General features: G+C 48.8%; 20 protein-coding genes. 10 read left to right on the top strand and 10 right to left on the bottom strand.

The genetic code is table 11. From position 1 onward, the window contains the following. Positions 1-27: 27 nt before the first annotated feature. Both KXJ70_RS13215 and KXJ70_RS13210 read left to right on the top strand, forming a co-directional pair. Positions 28-501: a helix-turn-helix domain-containing protein gene (locus KXJ70_RS13215; protein ID WP_219043977.1), complete on the top strand. Its 474-nt coding sequence runs from the start codon at positions 28-30 to the stop codon at positions 499-501. A gap of 40 nt (positions 502-541) precedes the next feature. Beyond that, complete coding sequence (locus KXJ70_RS13210) at positions 542-1,240, top strand: adenosylcobinamide amidohydrolase (protein WP_219043976.1); 699 nt, start codon at positions 542-544, stop codon at positions 1,238-1,240. Between the two features lie 117 nt (positions 1,241-1,357). Here KXJ70_RS13210 and KXJ70_RS13205 read toward each other — a convergent pair whose 3' ends face one another. Together KXJ70_RS13205 and KXJ70_RS13200 are read right to left on the bottom strand one after the other, a co-directional pair. Then, the gene (locus KXJ70_RS13205) at positions 1,358-2,257 is read right to left on the bottom strand and encodes a hypothetical protein (RefSeq protein ID WP_219043975.1); all 900 of its coding nucleotides are present in this window, start codon (positions 2,255-2,257) and stop codon (positions 1,358-1,360) included. A gap of 105 nt (positions 2,258-2,362) precedes the next feature. Beyond that, positions 2,363-2,788 carry a YbaN family protein gene (locus tag KXJ70_RS13200; RefSeq protein WP_219043974.1) on the bottom strand — a complete coding sequence of 142 codons (426 nt, stop codon included), beginning with the start codon at positions 2,786-2,788 and terminating at the stop codon, positions 2,363-2,365. 477 nt (positions 2,789-3,265) lie between these two features. On the opposite strand from KXJ70_RS13200, the gene KXJ70_RS19405 reads away from it, so the two are divergent. From KXJ70_RS19405 to KXJ70_RS13155, 8 genes are all read left to right on the top strand, one after another. Further along, positions 3,266-4,243: a Zn-ribbon domain-containing OB-fold protein gene (locus KXJ70_RS19405; RefSeq protein ID WP_255558457.1), complete on the top strand. Its 978-nt coding sequence runs from the start codon at positions 3,266-3,268 to the stop codon at positions 4,241-4,243. Next, complete coding sequence (locus KXJ70_RS13185; RefSeq protein WP_255558456.1) at positions 4,230-5,303, top strand: thiolase family protein; 1,074 nt, start codon at positions 4,230-4,232, stop codon at positions 5,301-5,303. The genes KXJ70_RS19405 and KXJ70_RS13185 overlap by 14 nt, the downstream gene beginning before the upstream one ends. After that, entirely contained in the window at positions 5,303-6,466 is a 1,164-nt protein-coding gene (locus tag KXJ70_RS13180) for a thiolase family protein (protein WP_219043973.1), read from the top strand. The genes KXJ70_RS13185 and KXJ70_RS13180 overlap by 1 nt, the downstream gene beginning before the upstream one ends. A 178-nt stretch (positions 6,467-6,644) precedes the next feature. Beyond that, complete coding sequence (locus KXJ70_RS13175; protein WP_255558455.1) at positions 6,645-8,276, top strand: acyl-CoA synthetase; 1,632 nt, start codon at positions 6,645-6,647, stop codon at positions 8,274-8,276. A gap of 24 nt (positions 8,277-8,300) precedes the next feature. Then, entirely contained in the window at positions 8,301-9,122 is an 822-nt protein-coding gene (locus KXJ70_RS13170; RefSeq protein ID WP_219043972.1) for a crotonase/enoyl-CoA hydratase family protein, read from the top strand. Between the two features lie 91 nt (positions 9,123-9,213). Then, on the top strand, positions 9,214-10,365 hold the full coding sequence (locus KXJ70_RS13165; RefSeq protein WP_219043971.1) for a CaiB/BaiF CoA transferase family protein: 1,152 nt from the start codon (positions 9,214-9,216) through the stop codon (positions 10,363-10,365). 4 nt (positions 10,366-10,369) lie between these two features. Beyond that, positions 10,370-11,044: a nitroreductase gene (locus KXJ70_RS13160; RefSeq protein WP_219043970.1), complete on the top strand. Its 675-nt coding sequence runs from the start codon at positions 10,370-10,372 to the stop codon at positions 11,042-11,044. A 19-nt stretch (positions 11,045-11,063) separates the two neighbouring features. Continuing rightward, positions 11,064-11,831, top strand: a complete 768-nt coding sequence (locus KXJ70_RS13155) for an enoyl-CoA hydratase/isomerase family protein (RefSeq protein ID WP_219043969.1) — start codon at positions 11,064-11,066, stop codon at positions 11,829-11,831. A 56-nt stretch (positions 11,832-11,887) separates the two neighbouring features. Here KXJ70_RS13155 and KXJ70_RS13150 read toward each other — a convergent pair whose 3' ends face one another. From KXJ70_RS13150 to KXJ70_RS13115, 8 genes are all read right to left on the bottom strand, one after another. Next, positions 11,888-13,642 (bottom strand): secretin GspD/PilQ domain-containing protein, encoded by a 1,755-nt coding sequence (locus tag KXJ70_RS13150; RefSeq protein WP_219043968.1) that lies wholly within the window; start codon positions 13,640-13,642, stop codon positions 11,888-11,890. 378 nt (positions 13,643-14,020) lie between these two features. Further along, on the bottom strand, positions 14,021-15,892 hold the full coding sequence (locus KXJ70_RS13145) for a PKD domain-containing protein (protein WP_219043967.1): 1,872 nt from the start codon (positions 15,890-15,892) through the stop codon (positions 14,021-14,023). 420 nt (positions 15,893-16,312) lie between these two features. After that, positions 16,313-17,050 (bottom strand): hypothetical protein, encoded by a 738-nt coding sequence (locus KXJ70_RS13140; RefSeq protein WP_219043966.1) that lies wholly within the window; start codon positions 17,048-17,050, stop codon positions 16,313-16,315. A gap of 264 nt (positions 17,051-17,314) precedes the next feature. Beyond that, positions 17,315-18,685 carry a hypothetical protein gene (locus KXJ70_RS13135; RefSeq protein WP_219043965.1) on the bottom strand — a complete coding sequence of 457 codons (1,371 nt, stop codon included), beginning with the start codon at positions 18,683-18,685 and terminating at the stop codon, positions 17,315-17,317. After that, complete coding sequence (locus tag KXJ70_RS13130) at positions 18,682-19,653, bottom strand: hypothetical protein (protein WP_219043964.1); 972 nt, start codon at positions 19,651-19,653, stop codon at positions 18,682-18,684. The genes KXJ70_RS13135 and KXJ70_RS13130 overlap by 4 nt, the downstream gene beginning before the upstream one ends. Before the next feature lie 862 nt (positions 19,654-20,515). Beyond that, positions 20,516-21,571: a hypothetical protein gene (locus tag KXJ70_RS13125; protein ID WP_219043963.1), complete on the bottom strand. Its 1,056-nt coding sequence runs from the start codon at positions 21,569-21,571 to the stop codon at positions 20,516-20,518. 351 nt (positions 21,572-21,922) lie between these two features. Continuing rightward, on the bottom strand, positions 21,923-22,345 hold the full coding sequence (locus tag KXJ70_RS13120) for a hypothetical protein (protein WP_219043962.1): 423 nt from the start codon (positions 22,343-22,345) through the stop codon (positions 21,923-21,925). 127 nt (positions 22,346-22,472) lie between these two features. Then, positions 22,473-23,339, bottom strand: coding sequence for an acyl-CoA thioesterase domain-containing protein (locus tag KXJ70_RS13115; protein WP_219043961.1), 867 nt, complete (start codon positions 23,337-23,339; stop codon positions 22,473-22,475). Positions 23,340-23,376: the final 37 nt, after the last annotated feature.

The raw sequence follows: 23,376 nt of genomic DNA, 5'->3' as shown, positions 1-23,376 counted from the left end.
AAGTCGACTTGAGGTCAAGAGCAATTTATGGACATCGCAGAGGTAGCCAAACGTTCCGGGGTTCCAGCCTCCACATTGCGTTTTTATGAAGAAAAAGGCCTGATCAAATCTGTTGGTAGGCAAGGGCTGCGCCGGGTATTTGGGGCCAATATTTTGGAGAGGCTTGCATTGATTGCGCTGGGGCGTGCAGCCGGGGTTTCACTAGATGAAATCGCTCAAATGGTAGGAGCTAATGGAAGCCCAAATATTGATAGAGAACTGCTGGCGAAAAAGGCAGACGAACTGGATAGCACCGTCCAAAAGCTGATAGCGATGCGCGATGGACTTAGGCATGCAGCTGTCTGTTTTGCTCCGAGCCATATGGAATGTCCTAAGTTTCGTCGCTTGCTCGGATTAGCGGCATCTGGGGCGATTAAAAGTGAAGGCTCGGATCAACTGCCAAAAAGGCGACGATCTTACAAGCGTTGCACCGGACAAGCCGGTGAACGCGGCGATATGTAACTCGGTGGCCTTTTCTCACCACAATTGACATCTTGTAGACATGATTTTAAAAATCAATAATTTTACCAATTTGCATCAAAATGATGACCATTTACACGTTGCTTTTTCGTCCCCTCAGCGAGTATTGAGCTCGGCCATTTTGAATGGTGGCATAATTAAAGCTGATCATATTGTGAATCGAAAAGTACCCAAAGATTCATCAACAATTGAAGCCCCCGATGTGAGCTTGCGGAACTATGCAGAACAGCAAGGATGGCAAGGCAATGTTGTCGGCATGATGACGGCGGCGCCAATGTCTTCGCTCCGTATTGAGCAGTCTTGCGTAGAGGGAATAGATTTAACCGTTTTGGTCACCACAGGTATAGACAACGCTCGGCGTGCTGGAGATAAAGCTGATGTGCAGGAAGTGCTGGCATTATCAAAACACGTTGGCACTATTAATCTTATTTTGATTTGTTCGGCCAAGTTGACTGATGCTGCTATGTTAGAAGCAGTCATGGTTGCCACAGAGGGCAAGGCAGCTGCGTTGCAAGATGTCGGTGTTGTAAGTCCGGTATCTCAGCGGCTTGCGACGGGAACTGGAACAGATGCTATAGCTGTTGTAAGTGGGGATGGTCCTGAAGAGATAGCCTTTTGCGGTAAGCACGTCTTGCTTGGCGAGTTGATTGGTAGGCTAGTTATATCGGCCGTCACAAAGTCATTAGCGTCTGGGTTTAATGGCGAGACGCCTAAGCGCTAAATGGGTCTTGCAAAGAGTTTTACATAGCAAGGCAAATCAGCGGACACAAAAGCTTTGTGTTTTGGTCCGCTACCTTTGGCATTATGTATCCCATCCAACAAGATCTTGTTGGAGGTCTTATTCCTCGTCTTCATCAATCACTATTTCGGTGAATTTTTCAAATGCGGCTAAGGTGAATTCAGTAATTAAGTCAGCCATCAGCTGCTCGCCAAATTCGCGCGCGGCAATGTGTGTTTCGTCCGATGTGGCTTCTTTGCGATGAACGAGGGGAATCACTAAGTCAAAGTACGTATTGTTTGGTAATTCCGCATTAAAGCAGAACTTTTTCTTGCAGATGGCGAAGTAACCGTTGATGGCGGCGACATAGTTGATCATCAGCTCGCCGTTCATTACCGAGGTGGTTGCTGTTTGCTTGTGTAAAGCGAGATTAATATAGGGAAAGAAAACCACACCATCCAGTTCATCTTCGTCGATAAGCTCAATATTAGTTGCCTTTAGTAGATCTTCAACGCTAAAGCCAAAGGAGTCGAGGGCAACGAAGGTTCGGTTATAATTCGGCATTTTGCGGTTTAAGGCGGGCATGTCGACGGGAAAATAAATTAGTTTGCTTGATTCGCTTTTCGTCGACTCATCCACAGCCCAGATGTCGCCCTCCATCAATTCTTCAATGCGAGCGGTAATTTTTTCGTCAGCGCTGTCGATCGCTTCTTCAAAACCCCAGATGGATTGTTCTAAGTTTAGCCAGGGGGTGTATTCGCCTAAGACGGATACGCCCTGAGCTACTTTGATTGTTTTCTGAAAATCAATTTTAACAACCAGCGGCGCAATGGAGAGTTCTCCCTGGTAAACAGGCATTTCTCCGCTTACCTTGATGGTGTTCAGGGCTTTTTGTCGCAGGGCGGCGAGCTGGGATGTATAGGCCTCCTCCTTGATTTCGGGTTGGCCGGATAAAGAGAAACCTGCGTTAGCGATGGGGATAAATGCCAGGGCTAATGCAATGATAGACAGTTGTTTCATGAGGTGTTTCTCACTCTGTTTAATAACCGCTTTAATTTGGGCAATAACTCGACTTAATTTACGGCCAAGTAGCGATGAGATGAACACCGTATTTAGGGGGTAGACTTACGAGTTTCTAGGGCTTTCGCTTGTTTCGTTTAGATTCGGTTCTGCCTGTTTGGCAATATATACCGTCATTATTGCCGCCACTGAAATCATCATCACACTGAGCCAGTGGATTTTTACAATGAGTAGGGCGCTGGTCAGAATGGTGATCCAGAGCATCGCGATAATGCCAATTTTGATGCGGCGGGGAATGCCCTGGCCGTCTAAATAATAGCGTATGTACTTTCCCCACCAGCGGTGTTCGGTCAGCCATACATAAAAACGGGGCGAACTGCGCAGAAAGCAGGCGGCGCTGAGCAATAGAAAGGGCGTTGTTGGTATCACAGGTAACAGCAGGCCGATCATGCCGAGTACGAAAGAAATCCATCCGATAACAAACAATAGGTAACGAACGGCGGGGTTGCGGTGCTGGTAAGGTGTTTTCATTATTGCTCTGATTTGTTGACTGCCTTGCTACTTTAGCAAAATAGCGACGGAGGGCGAAGGGGGTCGCTAAGAAGCCTGACGCTGGACGGAAGACGGAAGACGCGAAATCGACGCTCTGGTCGGGCGTCGGAAGTCAGACGACTGACGATAAAATCAAAAGCAGTCCGCAGTGTGATTTAATAACATTCCGAAAAACTTGATTTAGCAGCTCTCGACTTAGCATGCTGCTTCCGACTTGCCTCCTTTGCGTCTTCCGTCTCCCGTCCAGCATTCAGCCTCTAGTAAGTTCGTCAGACCTCAGTCCTCAGACCCCCGACGTCCGGCTTTCTTTGCCGCCCTGATCGTTTTTGTCATTTACTTGATCAGCAGCGACATTGTTCAACATCGGGGCCGCGGAGATACTTCTTGGCAAGCGGGTTAATGGTGCGAGCTTATGGCGTGCTTGTTGACCTAATTTAAACACGAAGGAGAGATCTGATGTCGTCATCGGCTGAAATTCTTAGCCAAGCCTTTACGCTAGGCTATACCTATACGCGGTCCACCGGGCCTATTGTGGGTCAGTTTTTGACCTCCTTGCGCGCTCGCAAAATGGTTGGCATTAAAGCCAGCGATGGCAAAGTGCTGATGCCGCCGGTGGAGTTTGATCCAATTAGTGCAGCGGCATTGACGGAATTTGTCGATGTGGCCGATGCAGGTGTGGTTAAGACGTGGTGCTGGGTTAAAGAACCTCGTAAAGCACATCCCAGTGATAAGCCATTCGCCTGGGCGATGATTCAACTGGACGGCGCAGACACGCCAATGCTGCACTGGGTTGATGCCGGCGACGAAGCTGCAATGAGCACCGGTATGCGCGTAAAAGTGCGTTGGGCAGAAGAAACCAAGGGCTTGATGAGCGATGTGAATGGTTTTGTGCCTGAGGCGGTGGCGTTGTTGGGTGAGTTGAAGCCCGCGACGTCTGACGAGCAGATCACCGGTATGGAAGCGCCGATCTACCTTACCTATAACTTCACTGCCGGTAAGGCCACTGCACGTTATTTGCAGTCGATGAAAAAAGGTAAGTTGGTTGGCCAGCGCTGCCCAAATTGCCGCAATGTCTACATTCCACCACGTGGCTCTTGTGCTGCCTGTGGCGTACCGACGGAAGAAGAAGTGACTTTGGGCAATAAGGCCACCGTTGAGTCCTTCACCATTGTTTATATTCCTATCCCAGGTAACCCGATTAAGCCGCCTTACGTTATTGCCAACTTGGTATTAGACGGTGCGAACTTGAGCTTCCTGCACCTGCTCAGCGAATGCAAAAACGAGGAAGTGCGCATAGGTATGCGCGTAGAAGCACTTTGGAAGCCTGAAGCAGAGTGGGGCTATGCCATGGAAAATATTCAGTACTTTAAGCCAATTGATGAGCCGGATGTGCCGGTAGATCAAATTGGCAAATTAATTGATGAGGGCCGATAAGATGCGTGATGTTGCGATAGTTGCCTTTGCGCAATCAAATTGCCAGCGCGACGCTGGTGCGCAAAACGAAGTTGAGCTGATTATGCCGGTGCTCACCGAAGTATTTAAGCAAACCGGAATTAAAAGTGCGCAGGATGTGGATTTTACCTGTTCAGGTAGTTGCGACTATCAGCAGGGTGCGGCGTTTGCCTTTGTTGCCGGTGTTGACGCGCTTGGCGCGGTGCCGCCGATCAAAGAGTCGCATGTGGAAATGGATGCGGCATGGGCGCTTTATGAAGCGTGGTTGAAAATCCAGATGGGTACTGCTGAGTCAGCGCTGCTATACGGGTTTGGTAAATCTTCTCCGGGTGAACTGCCGATAGTGCTGTCTCAGCAACTTGATCCGTATTACCTCGCGCCGCTGTGGGTAGACACCATTGCGTTTGCTGCGATGCAGGCGAGAACCATGCTCGACTCGGGTGAAATCACTGAAGCCGATATGGCCGAAGTAGTAGCGCGTTCGCGCAATAACGCCTTGAAAAATCCCCATGCGCAATTGAAGGGTGATCAAACGGTAGCGGATTTGCTTAAAGAAGCGACCTACGTGTCACCTTTGCGTCGTCATGATTGCTGCCCAATTTCTGACGGTGCCTGTGCCATGATTATTTGCACCATCGAGAAAGCCGAAGAGTGGGGCAAGCCGTACGCGATTATCAAGGGGATCGATCATCGTATTGAGACTCACCATATTGGCTCGCGTGATTTAAGCCGTTCAGTATCAACTGAAATTGCAGGCAAAGCGGCGGGCGTGGCAGATGGGCCAGTGGATGTTGCTGAGCTTTACGCGCCGTTTAGTCACCAGGAAATTATTCTCAAAAAGGCCTTAGGTTTGGGTGATGACACAGTGATTAATCCGTCGGGCGGTGTGCTTGCTGGCAATGTCATGATGGCATCTGGGCTGTCGCGTATCGGTGAAGTTGCTATGCGAATTATCCGTGGTGAAGCAAAACGCGGTGTTGCCCACGCGACATCAGGTCCGTGCTTGCAACAAAACCTGATTACCGTACTGGAGGCGAAATAATGGCTCAGTTAGCTGCTGTTGTTGGCGTAGGCCAAACGAAATATAAAACCAAACGCAAAGACGTATCTATTGCGGGTATGGTGAGAGAAGCCGCTGTTAACGCCCTAGAAGATGCGGGCTTAACCTGGAATGATATTGACGCGGTAATTATTGGTAAAGCGCCAGATATGTTCGAAGGTGTGATCATGCCTGAGCTTTATCTGACCGATGCGCTGGGCTGTAATGGCAAGCCAATGTTGCGTGTTCACACGGCGGGTTCAGTGGGTGGCTCTACCGCCATCGTAGCTGCAACCTATGTGCAAAGTGGCGTGTTTAAACGCATTTTGACCGTATCGTTCGAGAAACAGTCTGAGTCTAATGCGATGTGGGCGCTGTCAAATCCACAGCCGTTTTCTCCCCATTTAAATGCCGGTGCTGGTGGTTATTTTGCGCCGATTATTCGCGAGTACATGCGCCGCTCGAATGCGCCGTATGATGCAGGTATAAAAGTGGCGGTAAAGGATCGTTTGCACGGTGCAAAGAACCCATTGGCGCATTTGCAACTACCTGAAATTACGATGAAGGAAGTAGAAGACAGCCCCATGTTGTGGGAACCGCTGCGCTTCTTAGAGGCTTGCCCTTCTTCTGATGGCGCTTGTGCCATGGTTATCGCTAACGAGGAACTGGCAGCCAAGTCGCCCCGCAAGCCGGCGTGGATACGCGGTGCCGCGATGCGCTCTGAACCAACCATGTATGCAGGCCGTGAGCAGGTTAACCCGCGCGCCGGTATTGATTGTGCCAAAGACGTGTATGCGCAGGCTGGTATCCACAACCCGCGTAAAGATCTTGATTGCGCCGAAATCTATGTGCCGTTTTCCTGGTACGAACCGATGTGGTTAGAAAACCTTGGCTTTGCCGATGAGGGTAAAGGTTGGGAATTAACGATGTCAGGCGCAACCTCATTGACCGAAGGCGGCGATATACCTTGGAATCCGTCTGGTGGTGTATTGTGTTCTAACCCAATTGGCGCGTCTGGGATGATTCGCTTTGCGGAAGCCGCACAACAGGTGCGTGGTGAAGCAGGTGATCATCAGGTTGATGGTGCTAAAACAGCACTGGGACATGCTTATGGCGGTGGTGCACAGTTTTACTCGATGTGGGTTGTCAGCTCAGAGAAAGCGTAATTAACTGAGTTTGCAAACTGGCTTCACAGTCTCGTCCCTTGGGAGGATGGCGAGGCCAGTTTGCGCTTGGTACATTGGTAGATTGTTTGTTCAGGCTACGTTTTGCTAGCCTGTTAAATGAACATTTCTCAATAAAGATTGCGACACTCGCTCAGAAAAAAAATAAGGGATAGAGAATATGGCTATGCATTTTAACCTCGCTGATTTGTTTGAAGCCGTTGCCGACAAAGTACCGGAGCGCGAGGCGTTGGTGTGCGGTACTAGCCGCTGTAGCTATGCGGAGTTAGATGCCGGCGCCAACCAGATGGCACATTACCTTGCGTCGCAGGGTGTTAAAGCGGGTGATCACGTCGGCTTGTATATGTATAACTGCAACGAATATCTTGAGGCGATGTTAGCCTGCTTTAAGATTCGCGCGGTGCCGATCAATGTGAACTACCGCTATGTTAAAGATGAGCTGCTTTATATTTTTGACAACGCAGACATGGTTGCCTGTATTCATCATCGTGAATTCATTCCGGCTATTGCTGAAGTTCGCAGTGCTGCCAAGACCCTAAAACTGTGTATATCGGTTGCCGATGCCAGCGACGAATCACTGTCGTCAATTGGCGCCGTGGATTATCACACTGTTCGGGATACGCAGAATAAGGGGCGCGATTTTGCAGAGCGCTCTGGGGATGATTATTTCATTCTCTATACCGGCGGCACTACCGGCATGCCCAAGGGCGTAATGTGGCCGCACAAAAACGTATTTTTTGCCGCAATGGGCGGCGGCGGTCATTTTTCTCCGCTGGGCGCTTGTGAAAAGCCAGAGGACATGGCGAGCCGCGTGACCGAACATCCGCTGCGTGGTATCGCACTCGCACCGCTGATGCATGGCGCGTCTTGGTGGTACGCCTGTATTCAGTTATTGGCGGGCAATGCCTTAGTGCTGAATCATCAGCGCTCGTTTAATGGCGAAGCCGTGTGGCAAATTGTCGCCGATGAGAAAGTAAATGCGGTGCAGATAGTCGGCGATGCGATGGCAATTCCATTGTTGGATGCCTTGGAAAGCAATGCTGAGCGCTGGGATTTAAGTGCGGTGTTTAACGTGGGCTCCGGCGGCGCTATTTTCTCAGACGCTAAACAGGAAGCGTTTAAAAAGCATTTCCCCAATGTCTTTATCACCAATAGTTTTGGCTCATCTGAAGGTGGCCAAATGGGCATGGATAACGGCAGCAAAAAGACGGCATCTGGCCTCGGTAATGTTACCCGTACAGATTTTATGGACGTCATTATTGACGTTGAAGGTGAACCGCGTCGTCACGCCGAGTTAGGTGAAACTGGCATATTTGCCCGCGCAGGTTACATACCCAACGGTTACTACAACGACCCTGAAAAAACTGCAAAGACCTTTATTCAAGTTGATGGCAAAACCTGGTTGCTGACCGGCGATGCCGCTAAGCTAGAAGATGATGGCTCAATCACCGTGTTTGGGCGTGGATCAAATTGCATTAATAGCGGCGGTGAAAAGATATTCCCTGAAGAAGTGGAAGATGCACTGAAAGCTCACGACGGTATCTTTGATGCCTTGGTTGTTGGTGTCTCAGATGAACGCTGGGGAAGTCGTGTAAGTGCCATTATACAGCCGCGCAAGGGTACTCAATTGAGCTTGGAGAATATTCAAGACCATTGCCGCAAGCATATTGCCGGCTACAAAGTGCCGCGTGAAATCCATCTTATCGACGAATTGCCCCGCGCTCCCAGTGGTAAACCTGACTATAAAACCGCAAAGGCGTTTGCTGAAAGCGGCAAGGGCGCAGTCGCTTAAACTAATTTTTATGGAGTTAACACCATGGCAACCGAATTAGCCATCAGCACGAAGACGTGTATTGTTGAACAAGAAGGCAATGTCTTGATTGTCACGCTTAATCGACCAGAAGCGAAAAATGCCTTTAATCCAGAAATGCTATTGGGCTTGTATAAGGCGTGGCGCTTATTGGACGAAGATGACAATTTGTACTGCGCTATTCTTACCGCCAATGGCGATACGTTTTGCGCGGGTATGGATTTGAAAGTCGGTCCGGATGGTGATCAAGGTACTACTCAAGAATTTATGGACTTGATGGGCACGGTGCCAAATATTCATTGGCAGGCCCTACTTCGCGAGAATCGTCCCTGCAAGCCGCTATTGCTAGCGGTGGAAGGCTATGCATTGGCTGGCGGTACTGAGATATTGCAGGGCACGGATATTCGGGTTGCCGCTGAAGACGCCATTTTTGGTGTAACGGAAGTGGCGCGCGGTTTGTATCCTATGTCCGGTTCTACCATTCGCTTGCGCAAGCAGATTCCGTACTGCCTAGCTGCCGAGATTCTATTGTTGGGCGAGCACGTCACTGCGCAGCAAGCCTTGGAATTCGGCTTGATCAATCGCGTGGTGCCCAAGGGTGAAACCCTAGTAGAGGCTAAAAAATTAGCGGCTAAAATCTGTGCAAATGGTCCCTTGGCTGTTAAAGCCGTGGTGCGCTCATTGCGTGAGCACACCGAGCATTTAGCCGAAGACGACGCGATGCAAAAATCGGATATATTGGCAGGTCCGGTATTTGGCTCTAAAGACGCGAAAGAAGGCATGCGCGCCTTCAAAGAAAAACGACCTGCGGTATTTACCGGCGAGTAAATCTTCTTGTCGCGCAACGGGGTTCAGGTTCTGAACTGCCGTTGCGCTCCTTCCTTGTTTGACTCACTCCGCTTATTCAGAGAGTAACGCCATGTCCGGTCCGCTGAGCGGTTTACGCATTATCGAAATGGCAGGCATCGGTCCTGCACCTTATGCCTGTATGTTGTTATCTGACCTCGGCGCCGAAGTGATTCGCATCGATCGCGTGAGTGGTGGTGGTCTAGGCGCCCATCCGGGAGACGTGACCGCGCGGGGACGCAAATCCATTGCGGTAAATCTAAAAAGCCCAGAGGGCGTCGAGGTCGTTTTGCAGTTACTTGAATCTGCCGATGTCCTTATAGAGTGCTTTCGCCCCGGTGTAATGGAAAAATTAGGTTTGGGGCCTGATATCTGTGCGCAACGTAATCCTGCTTTAGTCTACGGCAGGATGACAGGTTGGGGGCAGGACGGCCCGATGGCTAAACAGGCGGGCCATGACCTTAATTACATTGCGATAACAGGGCTATTAGATAGCTTTGGCACGGCAGGTGAGGCGCCACCAACCCCCTTAAACGTCATCGGCGATTTGGGTGGTGGCTCGATGTTTTTGTTATTGGGTGTGCTAGCGGCATTGCATGAACGCAAGCAGTCTGGGTTTGGTCAGGTAGTGGATGCGGCAATATGCGACGGCACCGTGAGTTTGCTGAGTACCATTTACGGCTTAAAGGGCATTCAGTATTGGGACATGGAACGCGAGCAAAACTTATTGGATGGCGGTGCGCCGTTTTATCGAAGCTATTTATGTAAAGATGGTCGCTCTATTTCTGTGGGCGCTATTGAGCCGCATTTTTACGCGCAGTTGCTCGATATTCTAGGTTTGGATTTTGGTGGCAGCGATTATTTTGCTCAAATGGACAAGGCGCAGTGGCCGGCGCGGCGCGCGCAAATGGCGGCGCGGCTGTTAGAAAAAACGCGGGATGAATGGGCCGCCTTGTTCGAGGGAAGTGATGCCTGCGTTGCGCCGATATTAGATATGGATGAGGCTGAGCACTATGCTCACAATGCGGTTAGGAAAAATCTTGTCCGTCGAGACAATGTTTTGCAGTCCGCTCCAGCGCCGCGGTTTTCCCGCACACCGGGTGAGATTCAGCATTCTCCAGTCGCAGAAGGCGCTGACACCGTGTCTATAATGGCTGGTTTGGGGTGGGATGACGATGCAATAACGCAGTTTTTGAATAGCGGTGTAATTAAACAAACGGATTGAGATGATGAGCAAAACCTTAGAAGTGTTTAGTGACCTTGTTAATGCGCGCCGTTCGGTACGCGCATTTTTGCCGGAGCCTCTTACACAGTCAGTTTTAGAATCGATATTCACACTCGCACAGCGCGCGCCATCTAACTGCAATACTCAGCCTTGGCAGATTGCGGTGGCGAGCGGTACAAGTATAGAGAATCTGCGTGGCAAGATTCCAACGGCGTTTAGTGCCGGCGAATGGACTATGGATTTCCCTTACGATGGTAAATACGAGGGTGTGTACAAAGAGCGTCAATATAAGGCCGCGGCTGATTTGTACGATGCCATGGGGATTACCCGTGACAATAAAGTGGCGCGCAATGAGCAGTTCATGAAAAATTATGAATTCTTTGGCGCACCTCATGTCGCTTTTTTATTCCTACCAGAGGGTTTCGGCCTTCGTGAAGCTGCCGACTTGGGCATGTATGCCCAGACGCTTATGCTAAGTCTTAGCGCCCATGGTTTGGCAAGTTGCCCACAGACGGCGCTGAGCTTCAATTGTGATTTAGTTAGGCAGGAACTCGACATTGATTCCAGCAATAAATTATTGTTTGGCATTTCCTTTGGTCATGAAGATACCGCAAATTCCGTCAATGGCTGCCGCACCGAGAGAGCTGCTTTGGCGGACACCGTGACATTCTATAATTAGCACTAATATAAGGATAACCATGAGCGATACCGTACTGCAGCAACTCGATGATGACGGCGTTTTATTGCTGACTTTAAATCGGCCTAACAAGAAAAATGCGTTCAATAACGAGCAGTGGCTAGCGTTTAGAGATGCCCTGGTGTCCGCCAGTGACAATCCGAAGGTGGCCTGCGTCGTGATTACTGGTGCAGGAAAAGATTTCTCATCCGGGGTTGATCTCAATGATTTTTCAGAGGCTGACGGCGAGCATCCATTTGAAATTTCAGCCAAAGCCCTGGTGGACTTCGATAAGCCGGTCGTCAGCGCGGCCCGCGGTGTTGCAGTGGGTGGTGGCGCGACTTTATTGCTGCATACCGATGTGGTGTACGTCGGCAGTAGTTTGCGTTTGCGCTTTCCTTTTACTGCCTTGGGCTTGGTGCCGGAGTGGGGCAGCAGCTATCAGTTGCAGGCCATTATTGGCGCGCGTAAAGCCGCCGAACTAATGTATACCTCAGAGTGGGTAAACGCTGAAAAGGCCGTTGATTTAGGGATTGCCACTGCGACCTTCGACGATGAATCGGTCTTGGAACGCGCGATGGAAAAAGCGCGGGAAATTGCCCATTGGCCCATACCATCTCTAGTGGAAACCAAAAAATTAATGCGTAGTGTGCACCGTGCGGCGATTCACTCTGCAATGGGCGGGGAGGCGGAAGGTATGTCTCGTTTGGCTGGAACACCGGAAAATATTGAAGCGGTTGTGGCGATCATGGAGAAACGCCCAGCAGATTTTAAGCAGTTCCGTAAGTAATTGCGGGGGATTTGTAAAACTGCGCCGCTATAAATTGCGGCGCAGTATATTGGGCGCTATAAACTTGTCGCAAGACGGTAGGTCGAGTCCAATGCGCGTTTCACAATGTGCTTTTCTTCGGGAAGTTTATAGGAAATGTCAGCTTTTTGAGCCTCGCGGAAGATAGGCATCTTTTCAAGCCTTTTTATAATGTCACCAACATTGCTGGTCGGATCAGCCATACTCTCCCAAAATCGTATCAAGCGCTTGGTCTCGTCACTGCGCAGGGCTTGAATATTGAGATTCGCCACGCTTGGTCGTTGCGGTGTGACTAAAATCAATATCGACTCCTCCCGCTCTGCTACATTTTTTTCTTTGGTAAAGGTCGACAATATCGGTACATCGCCAAGAAGTGGCACTTTGGAGTTTGATTCGTCTCGTACCGTTTCAGATAAGGCTGACAAAATTAGTGTTTGACCAAATTTAATATCGGCCATAGCCGAGACTTGTTGCTTGAAGGTGGTTAGCGATTCCCTAAATTGACCAATCTCATTGGCGGAAAGGAAGGAGCGATTAGCGGCAACGCGAATTATAGTGTTGTCGGTAGTAATCGATTGCGGTGTGACGGTCAGCGATACACCGATATCAATGGGGATAATATTGCCCGACTGTATCCCGTTAACACTGACATTGATTGTACGTCCCGCAAAAAAATCTGAGGTTTCGTTTAAGTAAGCGGTCAGCGAGGGCCTAGCAAGCACACTGTAATACTGACCTGAATTATTGAATAAATTTAGGTTGTAATTGATTTGCGGAATACCAATATTACGTGTGATGGTTTTTACTGCGGAGCTAAATGGGGCGGCGCCGGTTTGTTCCTGGGTGGTTTTAGAATAGCTTCGGTCGAGCGAGTAGGTTGCGCTAAGGGCATCTAATAAGTTAATGCCGCGCCGCTGACTTTTTGACACCGATGACAGAATGATGGTGACGTCTACCGAAATCTGAGGAGGCGAATTTTCATATAGGCCCGCGTAATTTTCAGTCTCGTTTGCGCTTACGCTAGTGTCAGCGTTTCCACCGTTATATTGCGCTAGTGCTATGGCGGCTTCCGACTCTTGGAATAATGTGTTTCTGAGTAAATGTTCTACGCGCTGTTGCAACCAGGCGGCGTCAGCTTGATCAGTGGTTAATTTCGCGTAGCGGCCCACTTCATTTAGCGCTTCTTCGTTTCCAGAGGCGGCGCGAACGAGCGCCGATAGGCGAATAACCTCAGGGCGGTCTGCTTGATGACGCAGCGCTTCACGCACGGAGGCTTCGGCCAACATTAAATCGCCGGTATAGTAAGCGGCAACCCCTAACCCGTAAGCCGCTTCCCATTGTGCCTCTTCATCCATTGCGGCGCGGGTGAAATGTGGAATCGCGGCGGCGGGCTCATTGCGTCTTAAGGCCAGAAAACCTTGCATTAATGAAACCCAGTATTGGCCGGGGGCTAGATCTTGGGCATTGTCATAGGCAACTTGGGCAAATTCTGCTTGGCTTATATCGTCGTAGCTGAGTTGGTCGTAAGCGAGGCCATTAAGGGTTTGCAAATAGCCGTTTGAAAGGTCTGCTTTTAGGGCATTGGCGAAAGCAGTTTGGGCGGTGGCCCAGTCTTGATTTTCAGCGGCTTTACGGCCGTTGTTAAGCCAGTCCTGGATCGTAAAACTTGATTCTGGAACGGCGGGGGTCTGTGCACAAGCCAGCAGTAAACCGGTCGTTGCTGCAGTGATTGCAGTTGTTCTAATCGCACGCCACAAGGGGAGGGGAGTAGATAGTAGATGAGTGCCTTTCACGGGGTAATGCCTCATTTTATTGATTGTTAGGTGTCGCTGTTGTTTACCGCCAACATCCATTCGACATAAGTCGTTTAGTCCTTTGCTTATGAAGCTAAGCTAAGTGAGTATAAACTGCCTTTTAACAGAAAAACTACTCAAACTATGCCACGCAAACGACGGTTTTAAAGTTTGCAGAGTGTATTACCTCGCCACGTGCATGATATCGAAGACCTTGTTTGGAGAAAGGAGGACGACGATAGTCGAGTAGTGATTGCGCGACGCCCTCAATATAGAATGAGTCGCAGAAATGTTAAAGGGCGCGGAGTTTCCTCGGCGCCCTTTATTTCTAGCGTTGATTCATCATAGATGTTCCTTGACGTGGAATACCTAGGCAGATTAGAACCGCAGCTCGTTGTCGCTTTCTGCGCCGACCGAATCTGGGCCTTCGCTGACGCGATTTAGCGTATCTACCCTTATCAGGAAGCGGTTTGGATCAAGCTTCGGTTTGCCGAATTTGCTGTCGATGAAGCAAGCAACTTCGCCTTTCCTCCCTGGCAGTTTGACCACATTGATACGGCTTGGGCGTCCGACATAGTTAGTTCGCATATCGGCGGCGCCATTGCCTACAAGGGGAGCTGTATCGAAACTTGAAATCAAGTTATTACTCGCATCGTCGCGTAACTCGACACGCACACTGGGTGCCGACGCTCCAGCCGAGGACGCGCCCCATTGGATTGGTGGTACATCTACTTCGCCGGCGTTACTTTTGCCAAGTGCGGTGCAAAAGCTGTTGTTAATCATTATGTTGCCGTTCAGCTCGTCAATTCGGCGCAGATAAACTTGTAGTGGAGGAACATGTGGGTGGATGTTCGGCATATTCTTGCTGCCGCCAGTTAGTGGTGGCGGCGGGGTTGTAGTGCTACTGCCGCAGGACTGGGAGTTGACGGTGATCTGTTTCGTCGCGGTTTTGGTATTGCCGCCGCTGTCTGCAACTGTGAGCTCAATGACATAACTTCCATCACTTGCGTAGGTATGGCTTGTGCTGGTTGAGTTGCCCAGACTTTGAGATGATCTGTCACCGAATCCGAAGACGCGGTCTGTGATTTGCAGGCCACTTGTTGACTGGTCTGTGACCTGCACTACCCGCTGCTTGCAGTCCTTTACAAAGGCGGCGAATGTAGCGGTCAAATTGCTTTTGGCTTGCGCCTTGGAAAAGACGATATTAACTTTGAGTGGTTGCACAAGACCTCCAACATTATTGAATGAACTAATTACTACCTGCTGTTCAATCGCATCAAATCGTGGGGCAAGCTGAACTAGGCCGTTGCGTGGTGGCTTAAACCAATTTCGTACCGCGTCGAAATTAATGTTAATGGCATCAATTTCGCCGGTAATTGCGTCCCGTGCAATGAATTGGTCTCTGGGACGGCCACGGAGATTGAAGGGGTAATTGACGCCACTTGCGACTGGTCCATAGAGACGGTTAGATGGAATGGGTGAGGCCGAGGTGATCGCTTTGCCGTCTTTTAGTCCTATTCCGCTGTGAAGGTCGTGCGGTCCACCCTGCAGGCCGGAGAACTTAGCGCGAAACAGCGGACAATTAGGCGTAGGTCCGTCAGGGTTGAAACCTATTTCCAGTGTGTCGCCGCGAACGACACTCCATCCCCCATTAGCGCGCATGCACTCCATATTCGGACCTGCAGGTTCGCCGTTAAAAGTGCCGCTGATGGGCCAGCCCAAAGCTAATTTATTGGGATAAGGGAACACTTTTACTGGGATACGAAAAGTACTGCCACTGTTAAAGCTAAATATCAGTGTTCCAGTATCTTGGTTGGCCGGTAGATTTGGCGTTGTGATCTTTAGGTCCACTGACCCAATAGCACCACATCCGCGTGCTGCATTCTCCGCGCCCCCGTGACGGTCCATTACCTCAACACGACCATTTGATATTCCTGAAAGCGTGATCGACTTGGCGAGGTCTACATTTCCCCAGACCGAGAAGTTGACCACTCCACCTTCGATGTCTAGATACTGCTCGTTGGAGCCGGCCCGGTAAACCACGTTAGCCATGGACTGGACGAGTCTACTGTCTCGAATTCCAACAGAGTTTCCATTGACGCTGGTACAGCGCATGTCGTCCCCTACTGGTTTGCTGAGTACATACTCACCAGATGCGTGAGCAATAGGACTAGTTAAAAGTGCACTTAAAACTGACGCCATTACAGTTAGTAGGCTCGCGTGTTTTGCGATATGAATTGATGTTTTCATTTTTGAAGCTCCTTAGATCTTGTTGATTGCGTAATTTTTCGGTTTGTATGCCGACTTGTTTATAACTACTACAACACTTCTTCCTTGTTTTTAGAGTCCCTTCTTACCAGCGCTCCTCTGTAACAAGTTAAACTCAATGATATATTTTCAAAGCTGAATCACCCCTGAATCGAACTTAATGTGGCTAACACTATTTCAGCTAAGCGATTTATTTAAATGTTCAGGGTAACGGGGTGCGATAGTGATTAAATCGAAGGCATGCGTCGATATTATTTGTATTGCAATGCTAACGATGAAACAGTGACTCTATATATTATTGATCTTATATTTACTGCCGCTTACACAATTTTGACACGCTGATATGCTTGTGTATTTTGGAAAAGCCGACTGTTTAAGCCGGCCTAACTTATTTAGCAATTATTAGAATCGCCACCACGTTAATGTTGCGCGTGTTTTATTATGGCTGCGTGAAATTTTGGTGAGCTGGGTTAAATACCATTTCCCTGACGACGTCGTTACGCAAGCAAACATGGGGCCGGTCTGGATGTTTCGTGTATTGGGGTCGATTAGTGGGAAATAGACGCCAGTTGACGTTGTACCACCAAACGGACATTCGTTGGATTGGGGGAATCTACGAACGAATGGCGAGGCGCGTGAACTACTCTCCAGATCATAGCCGGGTTGGTCTACTGTATTTACGAAATTTGCGAATATGAAGTCGATAGACTTTGTAAATGACGTCGATTTAGTTGTTAGTGAAAATTTAATGGTTTTACGTGGTGGTGCGACGTCGAGATCGACAGTGTCACCCTCTACTAATTGCAGTGTTCCCACTGGTGGTCCTAGCTCATCGGTATTTACAGGTCGGCGACAGTCAAAACCTGTACCGGAAACCCGACAAACACGTTCACCAGGTGGTGGCTCTGAGGTAACTCGTCCGGCTTCGCCATATTCACAGATCAGTGCGAGATTGGCGCCGACGCCTTCTACGAGGGCAGCTGAAAATGCGCCTGAGTCTTTAACTGGGGACCATCCAGTAGGTGGGTCTATGATCTCTGCGTGTAGAGGCCCAGATGGGCAGGCAATGGACCTTGCCATCGCGGGTGACGCAAATATTAGAAAAGCACCTGCTACAGTTAACACTGTTGTGATACGCATAAAATTCTCCTCTCAGGTTTCTGAAATATAATTCCATTTTTAGTAAAAGACTTCTAAATAGTGTTTCGCAAAAGGGTTGTGGCTAATTCGGCAGGTCAGTATCGATTTTTTGTAAAGTGGGGGAGGACGCTTCATAACACTCCCTCGCCACGGCTTGCCTATTTAAATTCTGAATCATGCTGTTTTTGGTAGACGCAACTCGGTTGCCCGAGCTGCGATTGGTAGAGCTAATATTTACCGAAATCAATAGCCCAAGACATCACATCAAGGTTCTATCCTGATCGGTCCGTTTATGTAGAATGGATTCGCAGTAACGCTCAGATTTGCGTTCCCCGCCCATGCTTCTAAAGCATGGGGTAGCACCGCGCCACTGGTTGAACAGCCACGTTCAATGGCATCTGGAACGACCTGTAATTCAAAGGTTACGCTGCGCCTCTCCGCTGGAACCGTGACTGTGTTGAACGGAAGTCCCGGGGCGTACGAGGTGTTACGACCTGCTCGAAAACATTGTGAGTCTGTCAAGCGATACGTAATGAGCTGCCCAGTCGGATTGGGTGATCCGATATTAAAAGTGACGCGGAAGCTTGATCCAGGCCTCGCAGGAATTGGCCGCGGGAAAAACACCGGGCCGGTGGCGAAAACCGGGGTCGGGTCTAGCGTCAGATTTGAACTAAACTTTGCAACTGGCGCGCCGCCAGTCCGCTCGAAGATTATTGTGCCCTGACAACTTTGGTGTGACAGGTTTAATGGGCCGAACGGAAAACGGATTGGTTTTGCCCCGATAGGATCATTGAGATAGTCGAGTGATTCAAAGGGACGAGAAAGCGCAAGGCAGGTGCTTTCTCGCGATGCCACAAACGTCTGTGTAAAACTTTTTACAAAATGGTATTTGTGGCCACCAAGCTCTTGAGGTAGTCGCATGATCTGTTCCCCAGCCAGTTCCCCAGCTGCGCATCGGTTGTCGCCACCAGCGCCCGCTGGGAACGTAACTCGGAACGAGTCACTGCTTGCTTCTACACTGCCTGTAGCGCCAGCACAGGTAAAGTTGCGAGAGCGGTTGACACGTTCATTCAGCACTAATTTAACATCGGGTAGTGGAAATACTTGTATCTTTACAGGCTCAGTCTCGCGCCCGTCACTTAGTCGCAGTATTAGCTTATGTTCAGATACTTTTGTCTGAGTATCAGGCGTCGCAAAGGAAAGCTGCACTGAACCTGCTTCGATGCAGTGCGACGTCAGGTTGCGTTTAGCGTCTCTACGACTTCTTCCCTGAGGGTCTAGGCGGACCTCCAGTGGCAAACTGTTCCGCCCGTTGATGACAATAACACTACTTACCTGATCGAGATCCGTTCCGTATACGTCAACAACAATACTTCTACCGGCAGCGAGTCTTATTGCCTCCCCCCTTGAATCTACCGACGCCCATCGGTTCTCTGCTGTTGCCGTCGCTGGCATCTGAGTTTTGCAATTTCCCGCTGTGTTCGCCGGTGCGATCAGGTTTATTTTTGTGCTAGGTGCTGCAGCGGCGGATAAAGTCGTCGCTAACAGCGCTGGCACAACGCATATATATGCCAAAGTACGGCACTGAGCTAGGACGCGGTTTGGTAGGCGGCAAACGCCGCTCACAGGCATCATAATTTTGGTCCTAGTTTTTCGACAGACACCCGAATGATCTCTTGCAGCTGCACCATATCAACGGTGCGAGACGCGGTGTAATCCGTTGGCGTGCCGGCCGTGGTGGTGGTCGGCACCTTCATACCACCTGCACCGGGATTGCTTGCCACCTTGTCTGGGCTGCCGCGAGATCCTAGCATTGCGAGAATGGTGCGCCACTCTTCTGGCGATACGAAGCCAGAGTCGCCAGCATTGCCGTCGGGTACAGGCTCACTTTTTTGGTTTTTCTTGTCTAGGTCGCGTGGATCTTTAGCACGCTTGTAGTTACTGTCGTAATACTCCTTCTGCGTGCCGTTTGAGATTGAGAAGCTGCCGTCTTCACGCTTGTCCACCGTTATTCCGGTGTCGGGATTAGTCGTAGGAAAGCCCTTGGCGCTTTTCTTCGCTTTTTCATCGGCAACAGTCGTGCCGCCTACGGATAATTTCGAGAGGCCTTTAGTAGGATCTTCATCGTCTGAGCTGAACCCACTACCTGTATTGAATCCGCCGCGCATATCCTTTTGTTGCTGGACGCCTTTCTGTGTCGCATTATTGCCACTGGTGCTAGCTTGCCGAGCGCTGCTTAGTGGCGACTGCCCTACGGAGCTTGCAGTGCCCGAAACTCCGGGAATCAACCGCTCAAGTTGTGATGCGGAACCGCTAGTGAGCGCGGCAACCTGAGTGTAGTTCATCGATGCCAAATTACTAAGTAGGGCTTCTACTTGCGCGCTAGATAGTTTCGGAGCAACTCGGATGCGGATCTCGTTGAGCACGGCTGGGCTTAGCTTTACGCTTTGCTGGGTGCTTGGTTTTGCATTTTGAAATGATGTATTTGGGGTCTTTTGTGCGAAGGCGCTGCCGGTCGCTAATGTCCCTGTGAATATTAATAGGCTTGCCTGTAGGACAGTCCGTGTAGATTTTTTGCTATTAATTAAGCGAGGTGTTTTCATGTTTGAAGCTCCATAAATATAGGTAATTGCGTAACTCGTCGTTTTAAACCGACTTTTATTAACTACTACAACACTTATTCCTTGCACTAGAGTCCTTTCAAATCACCGCTCCTTTACAACAAGTTAATGCAATATTACGACGACTTAAATGAACGATTCCTGAATCAAGTCATATGTAGATCAATTAATTTGGCGTGATATTATTTCGCTGGTAGTTGACTATGCCTATTTTTTATTTTAGTCCCGATAAACCTTATAGCATGTTTTTCAAAAATAGGAAGTTGGATATGCTTGGGGGTTGCCCTAGGCGGGCGACATTTTTTTAGAGTCGTGTTTGACACTCAGGTGACGGCCGAGATTGATGCTTGATCGGGGAGCAATGTCAGCGGCAGGATTAACGTCTTGGTCACTATATCCTTTGTGCTAAATCGGATTAGGTGCAGAAAATTAAGCCTGGTTGGTTTTCGTTATCCGGCAGTGTTTGTTTCGGTAATCACAATGTAATCACTGTCTTAAAAGATGATTCTTAACATATTATGAAAACTTTGGGTGGCTTATTCAGATAATACATTTGCGGTGTGTAATTTTATTTTTAAGATGTCGTACGAAGTTTTGATAATTATTAATTAAACTAGAGTGTTAACGTTAGTGGGTAAGACGATAGTGGCTGCCATTCTTGCAGTCGAGAAGTGTAATATTGAAGTTGTATGTTTTTTGCTTTTTTGGCGATAATAGGAATACTTTCTCGGTCGCGTATATACCTTTAAAAACAGGCACCGAAAAATAGAGCCATCCGAACTGTGTTCGGATGGCTGGGCGAAATTAACACATTGCTTTTGGATTTAAAAAATAGTTATGTGATCTATTTGCAGATCCTTGTAAAGGGAAGCGCTGGAATCCATGCGCCATTTCTGTTGGTGAACGCAGCGACGTCGAATACGTTGAGTGCGCGAGATCCGTCGCAACATAGTGACGCTTGATCACTGAAAACAATTGATCCGGATTTTGCACAGTAAAGCGGGCGATCGACTCGGCCATCGCGGTCAATCGTGTTGATATTGACCAGCCTGTTCCAAGAGAATGGCGTTAGATTTACCGCAAAGGCTGCGTTGAACTCGGCTGTACAAGCAGCGCCTGGCCCAGCAGGTTCACCGCCGCAAAGAAACCCATTTGGATTCCTGACGCAGCATTCATCATGATTCCAACTGCCATCGTTTATGCGGCAGTTTACAAAACCATTTATCCCAAATACAGGTAGGCATGTTGAAATGCCATTCTGTCCTCCAGCAAAGCCACATTGCGATCCGGCTGCGCCAAAGCACCTTTCTTCAATATTGCGGTTTGCGTCGGCGGGCGGCGTAGTGGTCGTCGCTGCCTTGCTTCCGCCCTTGTAATAATCAGAAATTCTCGTGATCTTTCCAAGCTTCGCTGCTCCAATGAGTGCATCTACTTGGCTTGGGGATAGTGGCTTATCCTCTGGTGGCAAGGCGAGAATACGTTCGACGCCCGGGTAGCCATTAACCGGCTTTAGTGGTGCAGGTTTGAACGAAGCACATTCAACTTTTTTATCTTCTATAAGCGTCAGCCTTAATTCTTTACCAATTTTGTCACTAAATTGTACGCTTGTAGTTCCGCCAGCTTTTCCTGATGCGCTCAAATGGAATTGGCTAATAATCTCCCTTTTGCCGCTAAATTCAGGGAGTAGAATACTCGCTCTACCATCGTCGCCGGTATAGATGCCGCCATACCTAGCTGGAGATGTTTTATCTCCTAAGCAGATTAGGGCTTGCGTGCCCTTTCCGCTGCTGTCCTGAACTAACACGTTTTGCAATCTGTCAGCATATGCGCTGAGTGAGGTGGCGGCTAGACAGGCTGTAATTATAATTCTAATTCCCTGTGAAATTTGGATTCTGCTCATTTTAATCTCCTGTTTATATTTTTTTGTTGAGTGCCATTTATTTTGGTATTTCCGTTAGTATTAAATCGATTAGATACTCGCAGCCCGAACGATTTCTAAATAGGTCTGTGCGGTTACTCCCTATCAATATCTGAATAGCGAAGGGCATGATATTGTCATTTTTAATCTCAGCTTCCCGTATTGGATCCTAGTTAGGGGGTTCTAGCTAATTGAGAAAGAATAAATACCCATTTTGACAATATGTCCAGTGGCAGCTTTGGGCCATTGAGATATTATGATTTTTTAGTGATACTTAAACTATGCCTGCCTGCCGATGAGCTGGGGTCGATAGTCGTGGTAACGCTAGATTTGTTAAGCGTAGTGACGGGTGTGAAGAATTCGTTCGCTAGTATCTAGGAGGGTTTGATTTATTGGGTCGTTAACGTCAACAAGAATATCGTCTCTTACGACTTTTTTCTGTGTTGGGATATGCAGTCTGTTCGCTAGTCGAAACAGCCAATTTTTTTCTTGGGGTTTGCTTTCGTCGAAGATTGGATTGATGATAATGTCTATAGATTCGATTTTTCCAGTTTTGTTTGTTGCCGCCGAGTCAGTTTCTATATTTGTAGCGTCGTCTATGCTCTGGGTAATCTTTGTCTCGCTCTGTTCGGGGGCACCCGCTTTGATGCAGTCATATTGTGTGTCGCGAGCACCACTTTCTTCGGCTAAAAAGATTGCATTGCTGCTGACCCTTAATACGGCAAGCATAACCAATAATGGAGTTGTACAACGCATAAAAGCTTACTTATTTATTATTACTGCGATACAGGTAAGCTAGCGCTCAATTCTTAACGATTGCCTAAGATTTCCGACATGTTAAAGATTACCGTAGCCAGAGATTTGCCCTTTATTGAGGGGGGACTTACTGCCCCCGTCTTTTTCTCATAATGCCTTCTTGCGCGCTACTTGCAACGAGTCTTCCCGCACGATCATAAATCTTGCCGCGCACAAACCCTCTACCATTTGAGGCGCTGGGGCTGTCTATGTCGTATAGCAACCAGTCGTTAAAATCGAAAGGTCGATGAAACCACATGCTGTGATCAATCGTTGCCATGCGCATATCTTCCGTTAGGAAAGACACTTCGTGGGGTTGGCTTGCGGTGGCTAAAAAGAAAAAGTCTGAGGCATAGGCCAGCAAGTAATTGTGAATGCTTTGGCAGTCCGGCAGGCGACCATTGGGGCGCATCCATATTTGCTTGGTCGGCTGTCCTTTAACAGGATTTTTCATGTCGTAGTATTTTACGGCGCGGAAGTCTATGGCGCGAACAGCGTTGAATTTTGGTAGCCATTCCTCTGGGGCAAATCGCAGTTCCTCCTCGCGCAGTTCTAATTCCTGCGGTAAACCTTCTGGCGGTGGTACTACAGGCATTTCACTTTGATGATCGTAGCTATCAATATTGAGTTGAAATGAGCTGGTCATGAAGAAGATGGTTTGTCCGCGTTGAACGGCTTTCACGCGACGATTTGAAATAGTGCCCGCATCGAGATTGCTTTCAACTTCAAAAATAATAGGGAAATCCGGATCCCCTGGTCTTAGAAAGTAACTGTGGAAAGAGTGTATATGGCGTTCGGGGCTAACTTGCTGTGCAGCGGCTGATAATGCTTGGGCGATAACTTGACCACCATACACGCGGCCCCAATCGGTAGCCTCGGATTGGCCACGGTAAATATTCTCGTCAATTTTTTCAAGTGTTAGCAATTCAATGAGATTAGATAGCGCTTCTGACATTGTTTCTCCATTTGGCGAGCAGCCAAAGTAATATTTT

It is taken from the genome of Zhongshania aquimaris (genome assembly GCF_019312595.1).
Classification (GTDB): Bacteria; Pseudomonadota; Gammaproteobacteria; order Pseudomonadales; family Spongiibacteraceae; genus Spongiibacter; species Spongiibacter aquimaris.
This window is presented reverse-complemented; position numbering and strand designations above follow the sequence as displayed.

What these genes read in the sequence shown, in the direction of transcription:
- KXJ70_RS13170 (WP_219043972.1), top strand. Translation starts at nt 8,301, where the DNA reads ATGGCAACCGAATTAGCCATCAGCACGAAGACGTGTATTGTTGAACAA.
- KXJ70_RS13205 (WP_219043975.1), bottom strand. Translation starts at nt 2,257, where the DNA reads ATGAAACAACTGTCTATCATTGCATTAGCCCTGGCATTTATCCCCATC.
- KXJ70_RS13200 (WP_219043974.1), bottom strand. Translation starts at nt 2,788, where the DNA reads ATGAAAACACCTTACCAGCACCGCAACCCCGCCGTTCGTTACCTATTG.
- KXJ70_RS13185 (WP_255558456.1), top strand. Translation starts at nt 4,230, where the DNA reads ATGAGGGCCGATAAGATGCGTGATGTTGCGATAGTTGCCTTTGCGCAA.
- KXJ70_RS13180 (WP_219043973.1), top strand. Translation starts at nt 5,303, where the DNA reads ATGGCTCAGTTAGCTGCTGTTGTTGGCGTAGGCCAAACGAAATATAAA.
- KXJ70_RS13165 (WP_219043971.1), top strand. Translation starts at nt 9,214, where the DNA reads ATGTCCGGTCCGCTGAGCGGTTTACGCATTATCGAAATGGCAGGCATC.
- KXJ70_RS13160 (WP_219043970.1), top strand. Translation starts at nt 10,370, where the DNA reads ATGAGCAAAACCTTAGAAGTGTTTAGTGACCTTGTTAATGCGCGCCGT.
- KXJ70_RS13115 (WP_219043961.1), bottom strand. Translation starts at nt 23,339, where the DNA reads ATGTCAGAAGCGCTATCTAATCTCATTGAATTGCTAACACTTGAAAAA.
- KXJ70_RS13145 (WP_219043967.1), bottom strand. Translation starts at nt 15,892, where the DNA reads ATGAAAACATCAATTCATATCGCAAAACACGCGAGCCTACTAACTGTA.
- KXJ70_RS13210 (WP_219043976.1), top strand. Translation starts at nt 542, where the DNA reads ATGATTTTAAAAATCAATAATTTTACCAATTTGCATCAAAATGATGAC.
- KXJ70_RS13130 (WP_219043964.1), bottom strand. Translation starts at nt 19,653, where the DNA reads ATGAAAACACCTCGCTTAATTAATAGCAAAAAATCTACACGGACTGTC.
- KXJ70_RS13175 (WP_255558455.1), top strand. Translation starts at nt 6,645, where the DNA reads ATGGCTATGCATTTTAACCTCGCTGATTTGTTTGAAGCCGTTGCCGAC.
- KXJ70_RS13215 (WP_219043977.1), top strand. Translation starts at nt 28, where the DNA reads ATGGACATCGCAGAGGTAGCCAAACGTTCCGGGGTTCCAGCCTCCACA.
- KXJ70_RS13120 (WP_219043962.1), bottom strand. Translation starts at nt 22,345, where the DNA reads ATGCGTTGTACAACTCCATTATTGGTTATGCTTGCCGTATTAAGGGTC.
- KXJ70_RS13140 (WP_219043966.1), bottom strand. Translation starts at nt 17,050, where the DNA reads ATGCGTATCACAACAGTGTTAACTGTAGCAGGTGCTTTTCTAATATTT.
- KXJ70_RS19405 (WP_255558457.1), top strand. Translation starts at nt 3,266, where the DNA reads ATGTCGTCATCGGCTGAAATTCTTAGCCAAGCCTTTACGCTAGGCTAT.
- KXJ70_RS13125 (WP_219043963.1), bottom strand. Translation starts at nt 21,571, where the DNA reads ATGAGCAGAATCCAAATTTCACAGGGAATTAGAATTATAATTACAGCC.
- KXJ70_RS13135 (WP_219043965.1), bottom strand. Translation starts at nt 18,685, where the DNA reads ATGATGCCTGTGAGCGGCGTTTGCCGCCTACCAAACCGCGTCCTAGCT.
- KXJ70_RS13155 (WP_219043969.1), top strand. Translation starts at nt 11,064, where the DNA reads ATGAGCGATACCGTACTGCAGCAACTCGATGATGACGGCGTTTTATTG.